Source organism: Rhizobium sp. CAU 1783 (genome assembly GCF_054551725.1).
The window spans coordinates 1,287,244-1,305,975 of record NZ_JBTOLM010000001.1; the positions used below are offsets into that span (position 1 = coordinate 1,287,244).

At 63.8% G+C, this 18,732-nt stretch carries 29 protein-coding genes; 5 read left to right on the forward strand and 24 right to left on the reverse strand.

The genetic code is table 11. From position 1 onward, the window contains the following. Positions 1 to 16: 16 nt before the first annotated feature. The 24 genes from ACX93L_RS05905 to ACX93L_RS06020 all read right to left on the reverse strand — a co-directional run bounded on the left by ACX93L_RS05905 (position 17) and on the right by ACX93L_RS06020 (position 16,708). Entirely contained in the window at positions 17 to 292 is a 276-nt protein-coding gene (locus tag ACX93L_RS05905) for a hypothetical protein (protein ID WP_459403957.1), read from the reverse strand. Between the two features lie 63 nt (positions 293 to 355). Beyond that, on the reverse strand, positions 356 to 1,225 hold the full coding sequence (locus tag ACX93L_RS05910) for a phage capsid protein (protein WP_459403958.1): 870 nt from the start codon (positions 1,223 to 1,225) through the stop codon (positions 356 to 358). A 200-nt stretch (positions 1,226 to 1,425) separates the two neighbouring features. Then, positions 1,426 to 2,304 carry a hypothetical protein gene (locus tag ACX93L_RS05915; protein WP_459403959.1) on the reverse strand — a complete coding sequence of 293 codons (879 nt, stop codon included), beginning with the start codon at positions 2,302 to 2,304 and terminating at the stop codon, positions 1,426 to 1,428. A 15-nt stretch (positions 2,305 to 2,319) separates the two neighbouring features. Then, on the reverse strand, positions 2,320 to 2,685 hold the full coding sequence (locus tag ACX93L_RS05920) for a hypothetical protein (protein ID WP_459403960.1): 366 nt from the start codon (positions 2,683 to 2,685) through the stop codon (positions 2,320 to 2,322). Next, positions 2,685 to 4,220 carry a portal protein gene (locus ACX93L_RS05925; RefSeq protein WP_459403961.1) on the reverse strand — a complete coding sequence of 512 codons (1,536 nt, stop codon included), beginning with the start codon at positions 4,218 to 4,220 and terminating at the stop codon, positions 2,685 to 2,687. Before ACX93L_RS05925 ends, ACX93L_RS05920 begins: the two co-directional genes overlap by 1 nt. Then, positions 4,220 to 4,435: a hypothetical protein gene (locus tag ACX93L_RS05930; protein ID WP_459403962.1), complete on the reverse strand. Its 216-nt coding sequence runs from the start codon at positions 4,433 to 4,435 to the stop codon at positions 4,220 to 4,222. Before ACX93L_RS05930 ends, ACX93L_RS05925 begins: the two co-directional genes overlap by 1 nt. Before the next feature lie 375 nt (positions 4,436 to 4,810). After that, positions 4,811 to 6,487, reverse strand: a complete 1,677-nt coding sequence (locus ACX93L_RS05935) for a hypothetical protein (protein ID WP_459403963.1) — start codon at positions 6,485 to 6,487, stop codon at positions 4,811 to 4,813. A gap of 625 nt (positions 6,488 to 7,112) precedes the next feature. Continuing rightward, positions 7,113 to 7,730: a hypothetical protein gene (locus ACX93L_RS05940; RefSeq protein ID WP_459403964.1), complete on the reverse strand. Its 618-nt coding sequence runs from the start codon at positions 7,728 to 7,730 to the stop codon at positions 7,113 to 7,115. Between the two features lie 424 nt (positions 7,731 to 8,154). Next, positions 8,155 to 10,014, reverse strand: a complete 1,860-nt coding sequence (locus tag ACX93L_RS05945; protein ID WP_459403965.1) for a hypothetical protein — start codon at positions 10,012 to 10,014, stop codon at positions 8,155 to 8,157. A 69-nt stretch (positions 10,015 to 10,083) separates the two neighbouring features. Continuing rightward, on the reverse strand, positions 10,084 to 11,001 hold the full coding sequence (locus ACX93L_RS05950) for an ICP22 family protein (RefSeq protein WP_459403966.1): 918 nt from the start codon (positions 10,999 to 11,001) through the stop codon (positions 10,084 to 10,086). Next, positions 10,998 to 11,300 carry a hypothetical protein gene (locus ACX93L_RS05955; protein ID WP_459403967.1) on the reverse strand — a complete coding sequence of 101 codons (303 nt, stop codon included), beginning with the start codon at positions 11,298 to 11,300 and terminating at the stop codon, positions 10,998 to 11,000. The genes ACX93L_RS05950 and ACX93L_RS05955 overlap by 4 nt, the downstream gene beginning before the upstream one ends. Continuing rightward, entirely contained in the window at positions 11,300 to 12,379 is a 1,080-nt protein-coding gene (locus ACX93L_RS05960) for a DUF7146 domain-containing protein (protein WP_459403968.1), read from the reverse strand. Before ACX93L_RS05960 ends, ACX93L_RS05955 begins: the two co-directional genes overlap by 1 nt. A 178-nt stretch (positions 12,380 to 12,557) precedes the next feature. Next, positions 12,558 to 13,280 carry a class I SAM-dependent methyltransferase gene (locus tag ACX93L_RS05965; protein WP_459403969.1) on the reverse strand — a complete coding sequence of 241 codons (723 nt, stop codon included), beginning with the start codon at positions 13,278 to 13,280 and terminating at the stop codon, positions 12,558 to 12,560. A gap of 1 nt (position 13,281) precedes the next feature. Next, positions 13,282 to 13,557, reverse strand: coding sequence for a hypothetical protein (locus ACX93L_RS05970; protein ID WP_459403970.1), 276 nt, complete (start codon positions 13,555 to 13,557; stop codon positions 13,282 to 13,284). After that, complete coding sequence (locus tag ACX93L_RS05975; RefSeq protein WP_459403971.1) at positions 13,554 to 13,802, reverse strand: hypothetical protein; 249 nt, start codon at positions 13,800 to 13,802, stop codon at positions 13,554 to 13,556. The genes ACX93L_RS05970 and ACX93L_RS05975 overlap by 4 nt, the downstream gene beginning before the upstream one ends. A gap of 55 nt (positions 13,803 to 13,857) precedes the next feature. Then, positions 13,858 to 14,061 (reverse strand): hypothetical protein, encoded by a 204-nt coding sequence (locus ACX93L_RS05980; RefSeq protein WP_459403972.1) that lies wholly within the window; start codon positions 14,059 to 14,061, stop codon positions 13,858 to 13,860. Then, the gene (locus ACX93L_RS05985; RefSeq protein WP_459403973.1) at positions 14,058 to 14,558 is read right to left on the reverse strand and encodes a hypothetical protein; all 501 of its coding nucleotides are present in this window, start codon (positions 14,556 to 14,558) and stop codon (positions 14,058 to 14,060) included. The genes ACX93L_RS05980 and ACX93L_RS05985 overlap by 4 nt, the downstream gene beginning before the upstream one ends. Continuing rightward, a complete protein-coding gene (locus tag ACX93L_RS05990; RefSeq protein ID WP_459403974.1) occupies positions 14,555 to 14,710 on the reverse strand; it encodes a hypothetical protein in 156 nt (51 codons plus the stop codon). Before ACX93L_RS05990 ends, ACX93L_RS05985 begins: the two co-directional genes overlap by 4 nt. Next, on the reverse strand, positions 14,707 to 15,045 hold the full coding sequence (locus ACX93L_RS05995; protein ID WP_459403975.1) for a hypothetical protein: 339 nt from the start codon (positions 15,043 to 15,045) through the stop codon (positions 14,707 to 14,709). The genes ACX93L_RS05990 and ACX93L_RS05995 overlap by 4 nt, the downstream gene beginning before the upstream one ends. After that, positions 15,042 to 15,863, reverse strand: a complete 822-nt coding sequence (locus ACX93L_RS06000; RefSeq protein ID WP_459403976.1) for a DUF6551 family protein — start codon at positions 15,861 to 15,863, stop codon at positions 15,042 to 15,044. Before ACX93L_RS06000 ends, ACX93L_RS05995 begins: the two co-directional genes overlap by 4 nt. After that, the gene (locus ACX93L_RS06005) at positions 15,863 to 16,135 is read right to left on the reverse strand and encodes a hypothetical protein (RefSeq protein ID WP_459403977.1); all 273 of its coding nucleotides are present in this window, start codon (positions 16,133 to 16,135) and stop codon (positions 15,863 to 15,865) included. Before ACX93L_RS06005 ends, ACX93L_RS06000 begins: the two co-directional genes overlap by 1 nt. Then, positions 16,132 to 16,317 carry a hypothetical protein gene (locus ACX93L_RS06010; protein ID WP_459403978.1) on the reverse strand — a complete coding sequence of 62 codons (186 nt, stop codon included), beginning with the start codon at positions 16,315 to 16,317 and terminating at the stop codon, positions 16,132 to 16,134. Before ACX93L_RS06010 ends, ACX93L_RS06005 begins: the two co-directional genes overlap by 4 nt. Next, entirely contained in the window at positions 16,314 to 16,493 is a 180-nt protein-coding gene (locus tag ACX93L_RS06015) for a hypothetical protein (RefSeq protein ID WP_459403979.1), read from the reverse strand. Before ACX93L_RS06015 ends, ACX93L_RS06010 begins: the two co-directional genes overlap by 4 nt. After that, complete coding sequence (locus ACX93L_RS06020) at positions 16,490 to 16,708, reverse strand: helix-turn-helix domain-containing protein (protein WP_459403980.1); 219 nt, start codon at positions 16,706 to 16,708, stop codon at positions 16,490 to 16,492. Before ACX93L_RS06020 ends, ACX93L_RS06015 begins: the two co-directional genes overlap by 4 nt. 121 nt (positions 16,709 to 16,829) lie before the next feature. Between ACX93L_RS06020 and ACX93L_RS06025 the strand changes: the two genes are divergently transcribed. The 5 genes from ACX93L_RS06025 (at position 16,830) to ACX93L_RS06045 (ending at position 18,660) form a co-directional block, all read left to right on the forward strand. Further along, positions 16,830 to 17,444 carry a helix-turn-helix domain-containing protein gene (locus ACX93L_RS06025; protein ID WP_459403981.1) on the forward strand — a complete coding sequence of 205 codons (615 nt, stop codon included), beginning with the start codon at positions 16,830 to 16,832 and terminating at the stop codon, positions 17,442 to 17,444. Between the two features lie 217 nt (positions 17,445 to 17,661). Further along, positions 17,662 to 17,946 (forward strand): hypothetical protein, encoded by a 285-nt coding sequence (locus ACX93L_RS06030; RefSeq protein ID WP_459403982.1) that lies wholly within the window; start codon positions 17,662 to 17,664, stop codon positions 17,944 to 17,946. Then, a complete protein-coding gene (locus ACX93L_RS06035; protein WP_459403983.1) occupies positions 17,943 to 18,209 on the forward strand; it encodes a hypothetical protein in 267 nt (88 codons plus the stop codon). The genes ACX93L_RS06030 and ACX93L_RS06035 overlap by 4 nt, the downstream gene beginning before the upstream one ends. Beyond that, a complete protein-coding gene (locus ACX93L_RS06040; RefSeq protein ID WP_459403984.1) occupies positions 18,206 to 18,481 on the forward strand; it encodes a hypothetical protein in 276 nt (91 codons plus the stop codon). The genes ACX93L_RS06035 and ACX93L_RS06040 overlap by 4 nt, the downstream gene beginning before the upstream one ends. Continuing rightward, positions 18,478 to 18,660, forward strand: a complete 183-nt coding sequence (locus ACX93L_RS06045) for a hypothetical protein (protein WP_459403985.1) — start codon at positions 18,478 to 18,480, stop codon at positions 18,658 to 18,660. Before ACX93L_RS06040 ends, ACX93L_RS06045 begins: the two co-directional genes overlap by 4 nt. The last annotated feature ends 72 nt before the right edge of the window (positions 18,661 to 18,732 follow it).

An 18,732-nucleotide genomic window follows, 5' to 3' on the forward strand; every position in this document is an offset into this window, starting at 1 on the left:
GCGCGGGGCAGGGACGTCAGGCGACGTTCTGCGCCGCGATCGTGACGCCGGTGGAAGCAGATGCGGTGACGATGTAATCGCGGCGCATGACGGTTCCGTCGAGGTCGAGCGTCATGTTGATATGATCGCCCTTCTTGAGGCGGCGCCAGATCGAGTTGAAGTATCCGGCCGTGATGACCGCCGCGGTGTCGTCGTTGGTCACATACTGGTGAACATTGAGATTTGCGCCGGCCTCGCCGGACGGGTTCGGCATCCAATCCGTGGTGCGGAAGCCTTTGATGTCAAAAGCCATTGGCTCATTCTCCTGTTGAGCGGAAAGAGAGAGGCGGGCGTTTCCGTCCGCCGGCCTGATCGATCAGACGATCGCGATCGCCGAGTTGCTGGACGTCGTGAATCGCTTGACGCCCTTGCCTTCCTGGAGGGCGGTGGAAGCGCCCTTGGCCTTCATGTTGACGGTCCAGACGTCCTCGCGGTTGTCCCAGTCGACACGGACCTGCAGATCGGTGTGCGCACCCCAGCCCATGGCAGACTTGTGCCAGATGAAGAGGTCCTGCTTGTTGGCTGCCGGGACCGGGTAGAGATCCTGGGCATCCTCCTCGACGAAGAGGAACCAGTTGACCCCGTTCCAGAAGCGGGTCGAGGTCGCCTTGACGAAGGGAATGTCCGGTCCGACGTGATCGGAATCGTTCACGACCTTGTTGGCAATGAACTGGTTCCACTGCAGGGACGGCAGCCCGCAATAGACGTTTCCGTCCCACGGTACCTTGTCGTTCTGCAGCATGGAGCACAGCGTCAGCGCATTGGCGGCGCTGAAGGCGGCGGCCGAGAAGTCGACATCGGCGACGGTCTTTGCGGCCGCCATCTTCTGATAGATTTCGATGTCGGTCGCGCGACCCAGCGCCATGGCGCCGGACTGATAAACGACTTCCTTTTCGTCGACGGTCATGCGGTCGAGGTCGAATTCCTCGATTTCGTCGAACGCCGTCCAGGTCTCGAGGTTTACTTCGAACTTCTTCCGCTGCGAATTGGACGGGGTGTTGCGCTGGCGGCGGTCCTTCCTGACAGCCTTGGACTTGCCGGCAAGCCAGAACACCGCCTTTTCCGAACCGATGAACTTGACGGCCGGAGTGACGGTCGGACGGAGGCGATTGCCCTCGGCCTGGTAGATGTGCATCGCACGGTTGGCGTACTGGGTGGTAAACCAGTTGTTTGCTTCAAGCGTCATGGTGAGCTCCGATGAATTTGGGGAAAGACACCGGGGAGGAGAGGCCGCTCGGAGCACCCGGGTCCGGTCGGGCCGGAGAGGCCGGGGCGTTTGCAGGTCCACCCGTTGCTAGCCTCGACGATAATCGCGTGCGGATCGGGTCAACCAAACGGGCGAAGGGCCGGACACCTGGTCCGGCCCTTCTGATCACCACGAAAGAACTACTTGCGCGCGGCGAGTTTCTGATAGGCAGCGTCGTATCGGGTGCGCAGTGCCTCGTCATAGCGCTGATTGGGATCCTTGTGCCCGCGGTTGCGCGGATCGATGCGCGGGTCGACGTCGAGCTTTCGCAGATCCGCTTCGGTGAGTTCCCCGGCGGCTCCGCCTTCTCCACCGACCCGGATCCCGATGTCGTTGAAGCGCGCCGAGATTGCCGAAAGGAGCGCATTGCCGACGGCGGTATCGGTCATCGCAATCAGCTGTGCTTGCGCGTCCGCCTTGAGGGTTTCGGGCAGCTGCAGCTGCTCGGAAATTCCTTTGGCGAAGACGAGATTGGCATCGAGCGCGGCGGTCGCGGCCTTTGCGTCCAGGCCGGTCGCGGTCATGTAGCCCTTGACCTCCGTCTGGGGGTCATAGGGCTTGATCAGCAGGCCTTCCTTGGCCAGCGGACCGAAGGTTTCGTTGATGAAGCCGGCAAACTGCTCCTGGCTCATGCCGTATTTGTGGGCCGCCTGCTTTGCCTGGTTGAAGACGGGATCTTTTGTCAGATCGCCGAAATAGTCCTTGAGGTCGTCGCCCGGAGCGAACGCATATTCGTCGGGTTTTGCCGGAGCGGAGGGGAGCTTTGAGAGTTTCTCGCGCAGGCCGCTGGCCCTCTTGTCCAGGTCGCTATAGGCTCCGACCAGCTTGGTGAGCGTTTCGTCGGCCGTTCCGCCGATCAGTTCCGGCGGGATCCCGTCGGGGGCTTTCCAGCTCGGGCCATCGCCCCCCTGGGCGCCACCGGTACCGCCGTTCGGATCGGGCGTACCGGCGTCACCGCCGCCACCAAGGCCGCCCTCGTCGAGAAGCCGCTCAAAGCGGCGCATCAGGAATTCATGCATCGTTCACGCCTTTCTTCAGGTTTCGCGGGGCGTCACGGCCTCCGCATTGCCGAGGCCGATCTGCCGGGCAATCTCGTATGCGACCGCGTTCTGTCCTTCACGAAAGGCGCCGAACACCGCCATCGACTGGGCGTCGAGCCCGAGCTGCACGAAGAAGACGGTCCTGCGCAGCGTTGTGTCGAAGAGGCGCTCCAGTGCCTTGCGACCGTCGGCGCTGTCGGCGAAACGGGCCCAGGCGGCAGAAATGACGCGGGCATCTTCGCTTTCTTTCGCCTGCTGCAGGTCCAGTTTCGAGCCGAGCCGTGCATCGACCTGGTCGAACCATTCATGACCGCCGCCGGCGGCTCCGGAAATGATGCTCTCGAGGCTTTGGGCTTGCATCAGATGGCTCCTGGAGTTGCGCCGGCGGCAGTTGCCAAGGCCTGGGCGGTCATCATGTCCTGTTCCCGCTGGTCCATCGTCTTGCGCTCTTCGGCCGTGACGATGTAATTGCGCGGAACGCCGAGCTGGCTGCCGATATCGGCGAGCGCTGTCTCGATATGGGCGACGCGGTTCGATCGTTCGGCCATGATCATGATGACCATCTGCAGCCACTGGACGATCTTCTCGATGCGCTGAGCCTCTCGTGCGATCGCAAGCGGGCTTTTGATCTGGATTTTCACCAGCAGCTGGTCGATCGGTATGTCGTCCTTGATCAGGCCCTTGTTGTAGGCGATCTCGAGAACACGTTTGACGGCCGGGATCGTTACCTCTTTGACCAGGCGGCCGTAGGCTCCCAGGTGATCGGATGCCAGGCGCTTGACGCGCTCGAGGATTTCCGTCGCCGATCGGACGGCGGCGCCGTCCGGGGGCAGGCTCTGGTCCATCATCGTCGCCTTGACGCCCATGCGCAGTTCGTTGAGGACCATGTTGGAGAGGTCCAGGCGGGGATCCGGAAAGCGCGTGATGGAAGGCCCCATCGCACCGCCGTTCCGCGCGACTTTCCAGAACTTTCCGGGCCTCACCTCGGCGAGATCCGGATTGAAGACGCCATCGTCTACCGCAGTGTAGATCCCGAGCATGGCGATCGCCGCGGCCTGCAGCTGCAGCCGGGCTGCCGTGTTGAGTGTCTTCGTGGTCGGCATTGCCAGCATGGCAGGCCCGCGGCCATAGGTTTCGCCTGGCACGCGGAAATAGCGCGGAGTAAGCCAGGGACATGTCCGGCTCTTCGTCTGGAAGACGATCTTGTCCTGCTTGTCGCACCAGACGATCATATGCCAGCGGCGTTCCTTGCTGACCCAGATGGTGTCGACATGGACCTCGACCTCGGTATCGGGCTTCTGCTTCTGGAGATCCTTGAGTGTCTGGGCGTATTTTCCCTCCGGCCAGGTGTCCATCATCACCTGAACGGACATCTTGCGATCCCAGAAGATGCCGCTGATCTTGTTGTTCGGGCCGCTCTCGAGGAGCAGTTCCTCGGTCGGAACCGAGATCGGTTCCCATAGGACTTCCGGCTCGATCGACGGGTTCATCAGGATGGCGCCCGTGCCCGCACAAAGATCGAGTGCCATCTCATGGAATGCGAGATCCCAGTCACCATCCTCGAAGAAGGCCGAGCAGACCTTCGAGATCGGTTCGAGCTGTATCTTGAGATTGTCGCGTTGCTCGAGCGGCACGATCGGACCGGGCTCGATCGAGAAGTTGTCCTGTCCCGCTGGCCAGAAGTCCTGCTGCATCTTTCCGGCGAAGCGAAAGGCACTGTCGATTGCGGTGTGGTCAAAGACCTGGTCGACGCGTTTTTCAGCCGGACCTGTTTCCCTCGTCGATTTCCGGAAGGGGATTGCGTAGCGATAGACGTCGTCGAGCAGCGGCTTGAAGCTGTCGCGTTCGCGTCTGGCGACGTTGCGACGTGCAGTAAGGGCGGGGATGGATGACATCAGGCGCCGCCGAGCTTGTCGACGCCTTCGCCGGAAAGGAACGTCAGCATCTGGCCGCCGATTGCGCGCCGGCCGGTCTTTCCGGCCGCGGCCTGGTCAGTCTCGGCCTGCTGCCGCGCGAGATCCGCGAGTTGCCGGCGCTGCTGCTGTTCCGCCGTCTGCTTTTGCAGTGCCAGGGCCTTCTTCTGCTGGCCGCCGCCGAATAGATTTCCCATATCGCCAGATTTCCCTTTGCTCGAAATGGGTGGCGAAGTGGAAACCCGTGAGCGCGGCGATACGCCGGCCGGCTTCCGTCTCGCAGAACACCACGATTTCAGGGTAATCAAGGGCGTCTAGGGTCAACCGGATCTGCCGGCAGACGAAAAGCATATGGCCGCGTGCGACCGGCCGGATGTTGAACCAGGCCTCGGCAACGCCATCGGCCTCGTATGTGCCGAAAACACCAGCAAGAGCGCCGTCGATCGTCAGCGACCAGGTTCGGCCGTTGCGGTGCATCTCTCGGCAGACATCCCACATCAGCGGCGACATTGGCCCATGGATTTCAGCCATGTCGAGGATTGTCGCGGGGCTGCCGACGGTGATAGCGGCCATCACCAGCCGGCCTTGTGAGGATCGAAGGACCCCGAACCCCACGGAGAGCTTCGGTCGCGGCGCGATCTTGGCTCGCGCTCCTCCCGGCGATCGACGTCGCCGGCTGCGCGGATGATCGCGGTACGCCCGCGGATCCCGCCGACCAGATACTGCAGGCCGTCGTGTACGTCAGACCAGGGGTGCTTCTTTTCCGGCGTCTCGTCATATTCGTTCGACGCATGCTCCGGCCGCTTCTTGTAGCGGTATTTTCCATCGAAACCTTCGATCAGCAGCGGGCAGCCTTCCGGGCAAATGGTCAGGTGCGTATCGGCCTCGAGGTAGCCGCGAAGCTCGGTCTTCACGCCATCCAGGCGCATGCCGAGCTCGTTTGATCCGTTGAACGGGATCAGGATCGGCAGGCCTAGGATCACGGAGAGCATCTCGATCGCCGTCAGCTGGCCGCCCTCCTTGTCGGCGCCATACTCGGCGGCCGGGTCGATCCAGATACGGATCGCACCGACATTCGAGAAATGTTCCGACAGTACGCCCTTGATGCCTTCGCCGAATCGCGCTGTTCCGACCCCGTGCCCCATGTAGAGTTCGCGAAGCACTGCGATGCGCCCGGGGTTGTGCACCTGGCCGAAGACGGCTGCGGGCGAAAGGCTATGCATGGACGTATCGACGCCGATGCCCAGCTGCTGGCGGGCATTGACGATCAGCCTCGAGCGGGCGACATGGCGATCGCGCCGGTAGCTCTCAAAGACCGGTTTTCCGTGGCGGGAATAGCCGAACTCGTTGTCGACCATTCGCTTGATGAAGTGCTCCTCCTGGTTCCGAATGATCTTGTCGTAATAGTCAGGCTCGAGGTTGAAACGGTTCTCGGCCTCCGCCGAGCGGCCCGAAGGCTGCCGGAAGAGATGGCGATCGGGCGTGGGCTTCTTGATGAACTTTTCATAGACGTGATTGTCCAGCGTCGGGGCGTTCAGGTCGCCGATGACCTGGGCACGCCGGCGGCCGTTGACCAGCTTGCGGCCCATGACGCGCTCGAGCTCGAGGAGCTCGTCTTCGGAAAGCAGGATTTTGGCCGAGGGATAGCGCCCGACGCGCTGCTCGGCATCGTCGAGGGCGCCGGCGGCGTGGGTGTCGGCTTCGTTGAGCCAGGCGCCGGAATATTCGCGGCCTTTCATCAGGGTTTCGATTGAATTCTCGCCGAGGCCGGCGAACTCCGTCACGACCTCGATCGTGATCCCGTCCTCGCCCATGAAGCGCAGCGTGTGGATCGCCGGCCGATCATTGCCGCCCGACCAGGACGAGCCCGGATAGGTCTTGGGGAACCACTGTTTCCAGCTCTCGAGAACGGTCTTTTCCGCCGATCGGAAGGTGTCACGCAGAACGATCCAGCGGCACATGCGGGTCGGCTTGCCGGTTTCCGGGTGCCAGGCGATCGGCGCGAGCGTGGCGGCATAGATGCGCTTGAAAGCGCATGCCGTGGTTTTCCCACCACCCAGCGGGCCCATCAGGAAGGCCGTGGTGAGCGGCGACAGGATAAACTCCTGGGCGACCGGCCCGGGTGGCGTGTAGTTGAACGGGTTGAAATCCTCGAATCGCTCGAGCTTGGCGACGAGATCCCGCATCTCCGCGTCGTTGTACGTCTTGATGTCGTCGCGGTTGACGATATCGACCAGGTGCTGGGTCATCGCGCGGCCCTCTTGCCGCGCGGAAGTGCCGGCGCGCGCATCAGCGCAGGCGCGCCGGCTCCGCTGATGTCACCTGGAGCCCGCAGGGCGGAAGGTGTCCGCTTCTGTTGTGCGTTCGAAAGGCTGAGAAGAGCTGCGGACCGCCTCGTATCGCATCGCAACGCTTGTGGGGCAGCATCGGTATGGCCGGGTTCCCCGGCTGGGCTTTCGCCTCCGCAGTCGTCCGACAGAATCACACGCCGCACGATTTGACAAGTCCCGGACCCCGACCCGGAACCGGCGGGGAGGACCGCGGCGAGCTCATTCACCCAAACCCCGACCCCTGGGAGGTGGAGCAAGTCCGGCGCATCCTGCCCCAAAACGGGCATCCCATCCGGGGCATAGGCCCCTTGCCGGAAATCGGATCGGTGCGCGTGCGCCCGCCCCTCCGGGAGGGGGGCACCCCCCTTCGGGGGAAGGCCGGCCGCCCGGGGGGCAGGGGGCGAGCTATGCCGGGGGGGCATGGCTGCCGCCTGGGGCTGGGAGTGCCCAGGTCGATCGCTCGAAAATGGCCGGTCCCCCTCGCAAGCCGGGGGTTTAAGTGACTGATATCCAATCAGCGGGAACGATCCATAAGACATTGTAATCACTCGCCTTTGTCTTCCGTGCGACTTCCTGCCGTGCGACTTTCGCCCGGCATGATCGCTAACCCATTGATATTGCTTGCATCGATCGTGAGCGGCTGTCCCAGCGAAAGGCCGCGTGCCTGGGCGACCTGCTGCGCCTGGTCCAGCTGGTTGGTGCCCAGGTTGACGATCAGCACCGGCAGGCGCTGGTCCGGATCATCCTCGCGCACCTTGGCCTTGCCGTGCAGGTAGGGCGCGAGATCGCGGGCGCAGGCCATCTGCTCTTTCACGATGTCGACCAGGGCAGGGACGGCGAGGCCGGTCGCCTTGCCGATCGCCTTGAGCGTCCGCTCGTGCTCGGCGAACCATGCCTGCAGCGCCACGGGATCGGCGGAGAGGAACTCGGCCTGCGCCTCGAGCGGATCCTTGAAGCCCTTCTCCTGGTACCAGTCCGCGAAGGCGGCCGTCTTGCGGTTGCCCGCGCCCTTCGGCCGTCCCCGCCGCCGCTCGGCCTTGCCCGGATCGTGCCGCTCGAGGCTTGCCTCTGCGTCCGATCGCCAGTCGAACCCGCCGCTTGAGGCCTCGCCGGATCCGCCGCCGGCGCGCTCCTGGAAATCCTTTTCCGACCCGTTCGCCAATATTTAATTCCTTGCTCCGGCTTGAACCTGTCTAGGTGCTGTCTAGCGACCGTCTAAGTGAAAGACTGTTATATTTCAGTGACTTACATATTCATTTAGACGATTAGACAATTAGACAATTACATCCCTCGTATACGTGCGCACGCCTCTGCATATGTGAGGCTTTCGCCTGTCTAACTGTCTATCCGTCTAGGGAGGCTGATTTGCTGAAGGTTTACAGTCACTTGCCTTGCCACTCGCCCTAGACACTTCCCTAGACAAATAGACAGACGCGACACAGGCTTTGCGACCATGGGTAAACCCTACACCAGGCCGCAAAACGTCAACCACGCGGTTCCGCGCAGCGCGAAGGGTCAGGGTGTGGGTTCTCGGCCGCAAAAGCGCGCAAAATGGCGGTCCTCGGCTCGTGTGAGTTGCGCTCATGTCAGGCGGTCCAGTCGCGATAGGCCTTGAGGTTCACGAAGATGCAGCGCGTCTGCCGGCCGGCGACGCTGACCCTGTTGTCGGTCATGCCCTGCTTGACCTGCTCCGGCTGCAGGATGATCTCGGGCGGCCCTCGTCGAAGGGCAAACTTCCACGGCCCATTGCCATTGCGGGCACCGAAGGGCGTGTCTAGCAGCGCCTTGCCGATGACACGGCTGGCATTGGGTATGCAGAGGATCGGATCATCATCCGTGCCCATGATGCCGAGATCCGCCGCAGCGAGCTTGCTGCGCGCTTCCTTGATTTCCTCGTCGGGCATGCTCGACTTGATGCGGGCGAGTTCCTGGGCGACCGTGCGCCGCTGTCCGCCGCTGAAGGCCTCGATCTGGCTGGTCATGATGGCATCCAGCGCCTGTTTCCAGGCGGGCTCTGCGCCCTCGAGCTCCTGCAGGTCCTGCGGCTTCAGCAATGCGCCCCACTGGGCGCGTTCCTCGCACGGCAATCCCAGTTCCTTGAGCCCGCGATCGCCGATCATCACGTCGGCCATCGCCAGGAAGGCACCGAACGTCTTCTGGCCGCGGCTGTTGTGGCCCGCCTCCCGCAAGATCGCGTAGTAGTCGTCCAGCCGGTAGTCGAGATCCTCCCAGCGATCAGCGAGGATGCGCAGGATCCGGGGCCCGACCGTCTCGGCCGCTTTCATCGTCGGCGCCTTGTTGCTGGTCACCTTCAGCGGCCTGAGCTGGATGATCGCCATGCGCGTCAGCGAGGCCGGGGGCAGGGGCGGCGGATTGATCCCTGAAAACAGGAAGCTCGACTGTGCCTCGAACTCGACGCCCTTGTGGTTCTGGCCGCCGCGGATCCTGACCGAGCCGCTCGCCGCGTCGCGGGCCATCTTGATGATCTTCTGCGTTTGCTCGGGAGCCTCGTCGCCCTCCATCTCGTCGATGGCGATCGGCAGGCTGTCATGACCGACCAGCTGATAGAGGCCGGCCTCGCTGGCATTGGTGGTCGAGATCATCATGCGTCCAAGGATGGCGCGGAACAGGCCATGGCGGCCGATGAGCTCCGATTTTCCCGTGCCGGCGTCGCCGGTGATGAAGATCGACGGCCGCCAGTCGAGCGCCCCGCCCAGCATGGCGATGCCGATCCAGCCGAGCAGGATCATCGCGTCGAGATCCCCACGCTCGAAATTCCAGGTGCGCAGGATTCTGAAGATCTCCGGGACGGGGTTGTCCTGGTCCTCGACCGGATGCGCCCAGGGCGCAAGGCTCGGCGGGCGCCTTGCGTAGAAATAGCCGTCGCGCTCGCCGGTGTCGTCGATGTCGCCGTCGACCCACAGGTGATCGCCGCAATGCAGGATCAGCTTGCCCTGGACGTTGCGCCAGGCGCCGCGGCCGCGCACCATGTCGGTCATTGTCCAGGCGCCGCGCTCCCGGCAGGCCGAAAACAGATCGCGCCGCACGCGCTCGGCCTTGAAGCTCGGATCGACCCGCATCTTCTTCGGCTCCTTCGCCGGCCAGGCCCAATACAGAAAATCCTCGTGGCCGGCGAAGAGCTTCTGGATCCGCTCGACGCCGAGCGCGCCGTCGCCGGTATTGAACACCTGGCCCATCGTGTCTTCGAAGAAGAAGTTTTCCCCGTCATAGCCGAGCGGGCGCACCGGGCAGTTTTCCGGCAGATAGCCCGTCGAATCGACACGGCCGGCCTCGCGCCATTCTCCGGGCGGAATTCCCTCGAGCGCCTGGCCGGGGGATGGGTAGGGCGCCGCACGGCGCTTTTCGGCGAGACGGACGCGGTTCACGGCGCCGGTGATCAGGCCGCCGACCTTGCGCGCTCCGTCCTGCTGTTGTTCGCTGACCATATTTTTTTTCATCCCCTGCCGGAAAGCGGGTCAAAACCCGCCTTCCGGTTGACATTTCGGATACCGATTTCAGTTCGCTGATTTGCCCTTGGCCGGCTTTTCGCCGCCCTCGGCCGTCACCGGTGCCTGTTCCACGGGCTTGCGCTCGCCTTCTTCGCCAGCGCCGTCATCGCCCGGCAGCGCCGCCGGCGACCCTGCTTCGCCAGCCGGCGAAACGTCTGCTGCCGGAAGCCCTTCCGGATCAGCTCGTTCAGATCCCGCGTCACCTGCAGGGCGAACAGCCTCCGGTGTCTCCTCAGCTGTCGTGCCCGTGCTGCCAGTTTCCTGTCCCGGATCTGCAGTTTCTTCTTCATGCTGGTCCTCGCTCTCGTTGGTGGTCGGGATGGCCTGGCCGAGCGTCATTGCCGGCATGGTCGGTTCAGGTACCGGGCCGCCGGATATCAGGATCCTGCCGTCGTCCGTTTCCATCGACGTGACGCGCTGCTGCTCCTCGAGGAGACGCTGCTGTTCCCGTTCGGTGTCGGCGAGGAACTGCTTCTGGTAGTCCTCCATCTCGTCGAGCGTGCCGTAAGGAGCGAAGATCGTGTCCTTGATCGGGATCGGTTTCACCGCCTCGAGGTTCGCTTGCCGCGCCTTCTCCTCGGCGAGCCGCTGCTGTTCTCTCGTGATCAGCGTGAAGGCATGGGCAGCCGTCACGGTGAAGAGCTCATAGGCCCCCGCTCGGTTGCGATGGACGTCGACGTCGTCGTCGTCGGTCCGCAACCGCTCGATCGCGGCATAGGTCATCAGCTGGCCGGGCACGAGCGTCCGCGTGCAGACATATTCGCCGAGCACCATGGCGGCCTTGATGATCGCCTCCTGGTCGTCGTCGTCAACGTCCGGACCGATCCAGCAGCCGCCCTGCTGAAGGATGCCGAAGGCCTGGCCGGCGGTGACGTGACCGACGGCTGCCGCGAATTCCACGGCGTTGATGTCCTCGATATTCATGCTGCAGCTCCTTCGGTGGTCTTGACGCCGAGCGCGCCGTCGCCGGCGAGCGTACCGTCCTTGGTCTGGTTGATCAGAACCTCGACGTCTTTGATCTTCTGATCGAGCTTCCACACCAAATCTTCGCCGTAGCCCTGCGACTGACGAGGCAGAAGTCCCAAGATCTGGGCGATGAGGTCGTAGGCGCCCGCTTTCGGAGCCAGGCGATCGATGGTCGCGCGGAGCTCCTTTATCTCGCTGCGTGTGCGCTCCATCATACGCAGGTAGTCCTGCAGCAGCGCGGCATGTTCGGAATTCATCACCATTCTCCTGAATTGATCGCGTCGTTGAGGTCCTTTCCCCAGGCGGCCGGCACCGCGATCACTTCCACCGGCTTCCCGAAGCTCTTCAGTCTGGCGATCGCGCGGTCAAAGAGCGCGGTCGCCTGGGGCTTGCCCCAGTCGTTGTCCTTGAAGACGATGAAGGCGGAGATCGCCGCATGGTCGGGCACCGTCAGCAGCCCGGAAAGCGATCCGGCGGCCCACATCCTGAGCGCCGGCTCGGCGATCGCGCCGGTCAGGCCGTCCTCGATGCCTTCCGTGATGCCGACCGGCCCGCGGATCCCCGCCTCGGCCGCCTTTTCGGGCGAAAGTCCGCTCGGTCCGTTGGTGAGGCGGATGACTAGGCCGGACGTTTCCGGAAACATCATCTTCGCTTTTTCGACCGGCGCCTTGGCTCGGCCGTCATGGCTGAGAAACGTGTAGTGGTTGGCGCCCGGCTTCCCGTGTTCGTCGACCATGGCGGAGATCATCGCCGGAAAGGTCGGCCGCGCCTCGTCGCGCCAATATTCGGCCGCCGGATGAAATCGGATCGACCGGCCGAGCGCCGGCACCCTGGCAAGGGCGATCCCGCGGCCGGCGAGATAGGTGTCGACCGGAGTGCCGAGGATCGTCTCGCGGCAGGAAAAGAAGAATTTCCGCGACCGGTCGCGCGCCGCCGTCCGGCGCTTCTCGTCTCGGGCCTCGGAGGCGAGTTTCCGGCTCTTCGCCTCGGCCGCCGCCTTTTCCCGCAGCTTCGGGTCCATGCTCTTCAGGCCATAGCGGTCCTCGACCCAGGCGACGGCCGTCATGCGGCTGTCGGCGGAGACAAAACCGGTGAGCGCGAAGGCGACGAGGTCGATCGCGTCGCCCTGTTCACCGGACACGAAATCCTTCCAGGCGCCGCGCCGCGCGCCGCGCGTCCAGACGACCATCTGGCTTTCCTTGGATTTCGCCCGATAGGGATTGCGCACGTTCCACGTGCCGCCCTTCAGGTACTTTCGGCTGGCCTGCAGCAGGTCCTCGACGATCGCCTCGAGGTCGCTGACGACGCGATCCTTTGCGACGGAAAATCGGCTCATTTCTCCGGCCTCCAGAGGTCCAGGAGGGCTAAGAAGATCAACGTTCCGACGAAGGGAAGACCAAAGGCTGCAAGTGCCGCCCCGGCTGCGCTCTCCGCGCGCGCTGCCAGATCTGGTGCGATAGCGCCCACGAGATTAGGCAGCAGCCATAGAATACATTTTCGGAGCGTCGTTTTTCTCATTCGATCGCTCCCGGACGGTAGTCGCGGCCGCGCTCGAGCTGCTCGCGGCAGGGCGGTATCCAGACGAGCTTCGATTCCGTGTTCCGCGTGCGACCGTTCAACCAGGCGAACCACATGTAGGAAGTCGCGGTGCTTGGCTTGCGCCACACCATCTTGCCTGTCTTCTTGTCCAGGACCTGAACGGCAAAGTTCGGATCGACGACCTTGCCCTTGTGCATCACCACCCGCTCGGAGAACTGCGCGACGATCGTCGGCGCAAAGCGGCAAAACAGCTTGGCATGACGGCCCTCGCTTTCGAGAAACGACGTCCGCATCAGGAAGGCAAAGCCCTCGAGGTTGAGGTCGAAAGCGCGCTCGATGAACTGTTCTGCAAGACGGAAGGGCGGATTGGTGATCACCCAGTCGATATCGCCGCCGACATCATTCGACGAGCCGGGCCACAGGAAGTCGACCGTCGCCTGGTGGCCGGAAAAGCCGTAGTCCTCGATATCGGACGCCCGGACGTCCCGGAAATACTCAGCCAGCGGCCGCGCCATGAAGCCGCGATTGCAGGCCGGGTCCCAGGCGACCGATCGCGCCAGCATCGTGCGCGGGCCGGCCGGGATCAGCACATGTTCGATCAGCGCCCGCGTCGCCCAGGGCGGCGTCGGAAAATCGTCGAGGCTGTCATGGGCCTCGCTGCGCTGGGCCATCACGGCCGGAGATCTGTTCTGGCCCATCTCACTCTCCCAGGATCGCGCGCTCGATCGCGCTGATGGCATCGTCGAATTCCTTGACGTCGCGGCGTTCCTCGGCCGCGGCGAGAAGCTTCGACACGTTCTGTTTTGTGCAGGCCGCGACGGAGGCCGCGAGCACCTGGTTGACGTTGCAGGTGGTGACCAGCAGGTAGAGCTCGGCCGCGCGCCGATCGGCGGGCCGGATCATCGAGGCGGAAACGGCCGCGCGGATCCCGGCAAGCGCGATGCGGGCGGCCGCCCGTGTCTTGTCCCGGCTCATGCTTCACCCGCCTCGAGGATCCGCTCGGCATTGCGCTGGCGCTGCTCGATCGTCCTCAGTCCGTAGCGGAGAGCCGCAAGCTTGCGGGGAAAGGCGAGCCGCTCGGCCCGCATCGCATAATAGGTCGCCCGCGCGATGCCGGCGGCGAGATAGAGCTCCTCATGGGAGATCTTCAGCTCGACCCGCCTCGTTTCGATGCGGGCGAGCTCGGCGCAGGCGTCCTTGCGATAGGTCCGTTTCGGCATGCTCATCTCTGTGGTCGAAGGGGGCCGGTACAACGGACAAGGGCCGGCCGAATGCTCAGATTTCTGTCAGGCTGTGATCCGGCCCCTGGGGGGCGAGAACATGGTCGTGCATGCGCGCCAGAAACTCGGCCGTCACGATCGGCCCGCCGATCGCCTCCATGACCGCGACCATGGCGCCAATCACTTCACCAGCCGCCACGAAGGGCCGCGGGCTCTCCGCCACCTTCCGGCGCAGCTCTTCGCGCTCGGCGGCGGTCATGATGCACCCGCCGAGACATGGAAGACGGGCTTGCCTTCCACCGGATCGAAGCGGAAAGGCGTTCCGTTCGACCAGTGCCAGATCGTGATTTCATGAGCGCCCGCCGGAAGCGGTATGCCGTCGATCGAGTCGTCGCCGCCGCGTTCGGCAAGCTCGGCCGCGCTGTCGAACATGCCGCCGTCCCAGCGGCCCTCGGCGAGCGCAAAATGCGTTGCGTCTTCCGGAGCAGCTGGCGAGACGGAAAGGCTGCGGTCCGCCCCGATGGTCAATGTGGCGTCGCCATAGTTCCTGTGAGCGCAGAAGGTGACGATCTGGCCGGGCGTCAGTTCCTCCCGGCAGAAGTGCCCGGTGTCGTCGAGGGACAGCGCATCGTCGACCATGATCCATCGACCGTCCGGCATGAGATGGACGAGCTCGGCCGGATCGTCGACAAGGGCCGGCACGATTTCGTCGAGCCAATGCTCGGGGCACCAGCGGGTTTCTACGCCATTGCTCATGTCGCGCTCCTGTTTTTCTGCCGATCGCGATCAGCCTTTAGCTTCTCTTCCACGCGGAAGAGCTCGCTGTAGCGGTGCATCATGCCGGCCGGGATCGTGATGATGGCGAGCAGCACAAAGAACCTCGCCACTGCGGTGCGGGTTTCCATCATTTCCCACCGCCTTTCAGTTTCTCGATCCGCCGGCGTGCGGCGCCCTGCCAGTTGCGCAGAAGGCCAGAAGTCCCCGACGTGCAGCTCGATTGAATGCCGGCGATCCGGAGCGTCGAGGCGCCATGCGCCGATGGATTGAAGCGGGCGCCGTGTCCCTTCACGATCCGCTCGACGATCGCGTCCATGGCCTGGTGATAGGCCCGGCGATCGGCGTCGCGCTGGTCGAAGGTGTCTCCGTTGTGCCAGTCGGGGAAAGCCGGCGCATGCGCCAGCTCTTCGTCGATGACACTGATCAGCCGCTCGAGGTCGGCGATGCGGTCGAGGTCCGGGCTCATGCCTTCACCCCGATCGTGATCTGGTTGGTCTGCAGGCCCTTGTTGTAGATCTCGACCAGGGCCTTCGCTAAAGCGAGGGGCGCATCGCCGCCGCCCATCTTGCGCAGCGCCTCGGCGTCGGCCGTCAGGATCTTGCGATCCTTCGACGTCAGCTTTTGCGTCATCCGCTCCTCGGAAATGATCGCCTTGTTGTTGCGGTAGAGCCGGGCCAGCGCCTGGATCATCGTGCCGTTGAGCGCGCCGTTGTCCTTCGACCAGGCCGTCGTCAGCGTGCGGCATGCCGCCGTCACTGCCTCGTCGCCGTAGCTGTCCAGCGCCCGCCCGATCGCGCCGATCGAGCTCGTCCGGTTCGGCGCCGGCGACTTGGTGCCCGCCGGCACCACCTCGCAGCCGGCCTCCTCGAGAACGGCGCAGATCCGCATCATCGCGCCGTCGCCGGCCTCGATCCCCGCCCAGTATTTCTCGACGGTGGAGATGGCGCTGCGGTTGATGTTGACGCCGAGGAAGTGCTCGGCTTCCTCGAAACCTTGTTCGATCTCGACGACGACGGCCGGAACGGCCTTGATCTGCGGGTGCTTGCTCGCCGCCTCGAAGCGGTGCTGCCCGTCATAGACGGTATAGGTGCCGTCGGCCTGGCGCACGAGCATCAACGCGCCGAACTGCGCCCAGGTGAAGTCGCGCAGTATCTGCGCAACGCGCTTCGGCTTCAAAGGCCGCTGGTAACTCTGATCGACGCGGATCTCGTCGAGCGCGATCATGGCGAGCTCCGGCGGCTCGCCGATGCCAAGCTTGATCGGAGGTCTTGCTGCTGCATTCATCACGCCACCTGCCTTTCTTCCTCGTCGCGGCGCTGCCGCTGTTCGTCACGAAAGATCTTCAGCCGCTCCAGCGTCAGCGGCGCCGGGCCGGGCACGGCCTCGAGATAGACGCGGCCGTCTGCGAGCCGGTAGGCGGCGAAGTCCGCGCCCTCCCAGCCGTACCGTGTGGCGGCGCTGTTGATGTCGGCAATGAGCTCCGCATAAAGCGCCTGGGCGGCGTCCTTGTCGGCGGGAACCCTGCCGCCGATCGCGATCAGATAGGCCTCGCTCATGGCCGCACCTGCAGCAACTGAGCGAGGAGGAACAGCAGAACGGACATCGCGAAGGTCGCGCCGATGATCATTGCCTCCGCTCTGTCCAGATGACGCTTACCGGCTTCGTGGAGCATCCAGCCAAGGAGGAACGCGAAAAGCGATGCCACGCCGTAGAGGACGATGGAAACAATGGCGGTCATGTCCGCCCTCCCGCCATCATCCGGGCCATGTCGCGCACCGCCTGGATCGTCCGGGCGACCACGCTTTCATGCAGGTCGAGGATCCGGCCGATGTCATGCGTATCGAAGGCGTGCGATCGCCAGAGCTCCATGATCTTTTCCGCTTCGTCGGCGGTCGCGAGGGCAGGGCGTCTCATTGGCCGGCCTCGTCGACGATGGCGATGCCGCGCTCGCGCTGGATCGCCTCGAGCGCAGATGAAAGCTTGCGGAGAATGCGCCCGGTCGGCGGCCGGCCGGTCTTTCGTGCACGCGATAGAGTGCTCTCCGAGACGTCAGCCCGGCGGCAAAGATCGACCTGCGCAACGCCGAGGCGCTCCCGCATGGTGTCGATTTTTTCGAGGGATACCTGCATCTTTCCTATCCATATTTTCACATGGCACTTGTGTTTTCACATGCAGATGTGATTTGCTGCACATAGTCAAGTGGAGTATTGCGTTTTGAACATCTTGGCGGCGACTGCGATATTCGCGCCCATGACGGATCTGCGCGAACAGCAGTTGGCCTGGCTGGAGAACATCCTGTCTTCCAGCGGCCTCACATTGACGGACATCGCTCGCAGGGCGCGGCTCAACCCGTCGACTCTGACCCGCTTCCGTGCGCGTGATGATGGCGGACACACGCTGACCTCCCGGACCGTGAAAAAGATCGAGGACGCCACCGGCGTTCCGGCCTACGAGGTTCGCACCCGCCCCAGGGAAGCTCCGATCTTCAGCGAAGGTGAAGCCACCCCTTTCGAATTCGCCGAAGCAACTCAAGACCTTCTGGTTGAGGCGCTGCGCGCCGTCGTGGCCCGCTCGAACGCCGTAGATCTATGGGTTTTGAAGACCGGATCGCTTGCCGGCGTCGGATATGACCCGGGCGATATCGTCGTCGTCGATCGGGAAGCGGTGCCGCGATCCGGCGACGCCGTATGTGCCCAGAAGTACGACTGGCGGCGCGGCACGGCCGAGACGATCTTCCGCGTCTATCGCACGCCCTACCTGTTGACCGCCGCGCTTTCCGGAGAGCCAGGCATGCCCGAAATCGTCGACGACGAGAGTGTGGTGATCAAGGGCGTCGTGGTTGGCGGCTGCCACCTTCGTCACTGAAACGACCTTTTTTGGCACATAACCACTTCTTGCCTTGACCGATGGCCGGACGGCCGCATCGCCACCATGTCCATTTGCGCATTATCCACAGTCGTTTAGCGACTTAGCGAATGCATTTGGTCACAGCGAATTTCATGTATGCACATTTTCATTTGCAAATCACATGAAAAAAGGCAATGGTGATCCTGCATCTGATTTGCACGCAGGAGACGCATCCGTGTCCATATCTGAAAAATTCGTAACGCTCGAGGAGCTTAGCACCGCGACCGGCCGCACCCCGTCCTGGTTCATGCGCCATCATCGTCGGCTCTCACGCGATGAAGGCATGCCGGAAAAGTCTTCACTCGGCTGGGTCTGGCCGCGCAAGCGCATGGAAGAGTGGATCGACGGAACCTACGGCCGCGCCCTCGACGAGGACGCCGCGCCCGCCGCCCGCGTTCCGACCATGATCGCCAACCAGAACCAGCGCCTGCGCGCCCGCTATGCGAGGGCAGAGGGATGACCAGCCTCTCTGACAATCCCGCTCTCGCCGATCCCTTCAAGGCGCTGACCCCTCGCCAGCGCGAAGCCGTGCTCGCGATCGACCATTTCCGTTTCCAGAAGCCCCTGCGGCGCGGCGGCTGGGCGGTCGGCAGCGAGCAGTTCAAGTTCGAAACCATCCAGGGACTGCGTGCCAAGGGCCTCATTGCCGAAAACGGCCGCAAGCTCAATCTCACCCAGGCCGGCAAGCTGGCGCTGGACAAGCTCAAGGAGCGCATTCGATGACACCCCGCGAACTGATCCGGCAGATCGAGGCCGACGGCGAGGTCCAGGACCAGCTGACGGCCCGCCTTCTCGCCGCGCTGAAATCCTATGCCGCCGCCTCGGAAGATGTCGCCGCCGATTTCGAAAACCTGCTGAGCCGTGCGGCCGATCTCCGGGCCGAGCGCTGCGGCTTGATCGTCGAGGCCGCGATGTTCTGCCGCGAACGCGACACCGAGCACACGCTCCGCGGCTTTCCGCTGCGGCCTGCCCGCGAAAAGGAGCTGCTCAATTGAAACCGCTCCTCGACTGGATCGACGCCGTCCCGCCGGTCACCATGTCCCAGTTCGTCGTGATCGTCGTCCCGCTGATCGCGGCGCAGACGCTGGTCTTCCTGCTCGCTTTCGCGGGTGAACCCCTTCTGCTTCGGCGCACGTCTTCACGGCGCCAGAAGGGCGGGCCGGACGGCGGTTAGACGCCGCGGCGGATCTCCGGCCCGCCTCAGTTCGGTGGACGTCGACCGCAGGTAACTCGGTTCTGAAACTGG

Coding starts and splice junctions, on each gene's coding strand:
- ACX93L_RS05905 (WP_459403957.1), bottom strand. CDS start 292: ATGGCTTTTGACATCAAAGGCTTCCGCACCACGGATTGGATGCCGAAC.
- ACX93L_RS05910 (WP_459403958.1), bottom strand. CDS start 1,225: ATGACGCTTGAAGCAAACAACTGGTTTACCACCCAGTACGCCAACCGT.
- ACX93L_RS05915 (WP_459403959.1), bottom strand. CDS start 2,304: ATGCATGAATTCCTGATGCGCCGCTTTGAGCGGCTTCTCGACGAGGGC.
- ACX93L_RS05920 (WP_459403960.1), bottom strand. CDS start 2,685: ATGCAAGCCCAAAGCCTCGAGAGCATCATTTCCGGAGCCGCCGGCGGC.
- ACX93L_RS05925 (WP_459403961.1), bottom strand. CDS start 4,220: ATGTCATCCATCCCCGCCCTTACTGCACGTCGCAACGTCGCCAGACGC.
- ACX93L_RS05930 (WP_459403962.1), bottom strand. CDS start 4,435: ATGGGAAATCTATTCGGCGGCGGCCAGCAGAAGAAGGCCCTGGCACTG.
- ACX93L_RS05935 (WP_459403963.1), bottom strand. CDS start 6,487: ATGACCCAGCACCTGGTCGATATCGTCAACCGCGACGACATCAAGACG.
- ACX93L_RS05945 (WP_459403965.1), bottom strand. CDS start 10,014: ATGGTCAGCGAACAACAGCAGGACGGAGCGCGCAAGGTCGGCGGCCTG.
- ACX93L_RS05950 (WP_459403966.1), bottom strand. CDS start 11,001: ATGAATATCGAGGACATCAACGCCGTGGAATTCGCGGCAGCCGTCGGT.
- ACX93L_RS05955 (WP_459403967.1), bottom strand. CDS start 11,300: ATGAATTCCGAACATGCCGCGCTGCTGCAGGACTACCTGCGTATGATG.
- ACX93L_RS05960 (WP_459403968.1), bottom strand. CDS start 12,379: ATGAGCCGATTTTCCGTCGCAAAGGATCGCGTCGTCAGCGACCTCGAG.
- ACX93L_RS05965 (WP_459403969.1), bottom strand. CDS start 13,280: ATGGGCCAGAACAGATCTCCGGCCGTGATGGCCCAGCGCAGCGAGGCC.
- ACX93L_RS05970 (WP_459403970.1), bottom strand. CDS start 13,557: ATGAGCCGGGACAAGACACGGGCGGCCGCCCGCATCGCGCTTGCCGGG.
- ACX93L_RS05975 (WP_459403971.1), bottom strand. CDS start 13,802: ATGCCGAAACGGACCTATCGCAAGGACGCCTGCGCCGAGCTCGCCCGC.
- ACX93L_RS05980 (WP_459403972.1), bottom strand. CDS start 14,061: ATGACCGCCGCCGAGCGCGAAGAGCTGCGCCGGAAGGTGGCGGAGAGC.
- ACX93L_RS05985 (WP_459403973.1), bottom strand. CDS start 14,558: ATGAGCAATGGCGTAGAAACCCGCTGGTGCCCCGAGCATTGGCTCGAC.
- ACX93L_RS05990 (WP_459403974.1), bottom strand. CDS start 14,710: ATGATGGAAACCCGCACCGCAGTGGCGAGGTTCTTTGTGCTGCTCGCC.
- ACX93L_RS05995 (WP_459403975.1), bottom strand. CDS start 15,045: ATGAGCCCGGACCTCGACCGCATCGCCGACCTCGAGCGGCTGATCAGT.
- ACX93L_RS06000 (WP_459403976.1), bottom strand. CDS start 15,863: ATGAATGCAGCAGCAAGACCTCCGATCAAGCTTGGCATCGGCGAGCCG.
- ACX93L_RS06005 (WP_459403977.1), bottom strand. CDS start 16,135: ATGAGCGAGGCCTATCTGATCGCGATCGGCGGCAGGGTTCCCGCCGAC.
- ACX93L_RS06010 (WP_459403978.1), bottom strand. CDS start 16,317: ATGACCGCCATTGTTTCCATCGTCCTCTACGGCGTGGCATCGCTTTTC.
- ACX93L_RS06015 (WP_459403979.1), bottom strand. CDS start 16,493: ATGAGACGCCCTGCCCTCGCGACCGCCGACGAAGCGGAAAAGATCATG.
- ACX93L_RS06020 (WP_459403980.1), bottom strand. CDS start 16,708: ATGCAGGTATCCCTCGAAAAAATCGACACCATGCGGGAGCGCCTCGGC.
- ACX93L_RS06025 (WP_459403981.1), top strand. CDS start 16,830: ATGACGGATCTGCGCGAACAGCAGTTGGCCTGGCTGGAGAACATCCTG.
- ACX93L_RS06035 (WP_459403983.1), top strand. CDS start 17,943: ATGACCAGCCTCTCTGACAATCCCGCTCTCGCCGATCCCTTCAAGGCG.
- ACX93L_RS06040 (WP_459403984.1), top strand. CDS start 18,206: ATGACACCCCGCGAACTGATCCGGCAGATCGAGGCCGACGGCGAGGTC.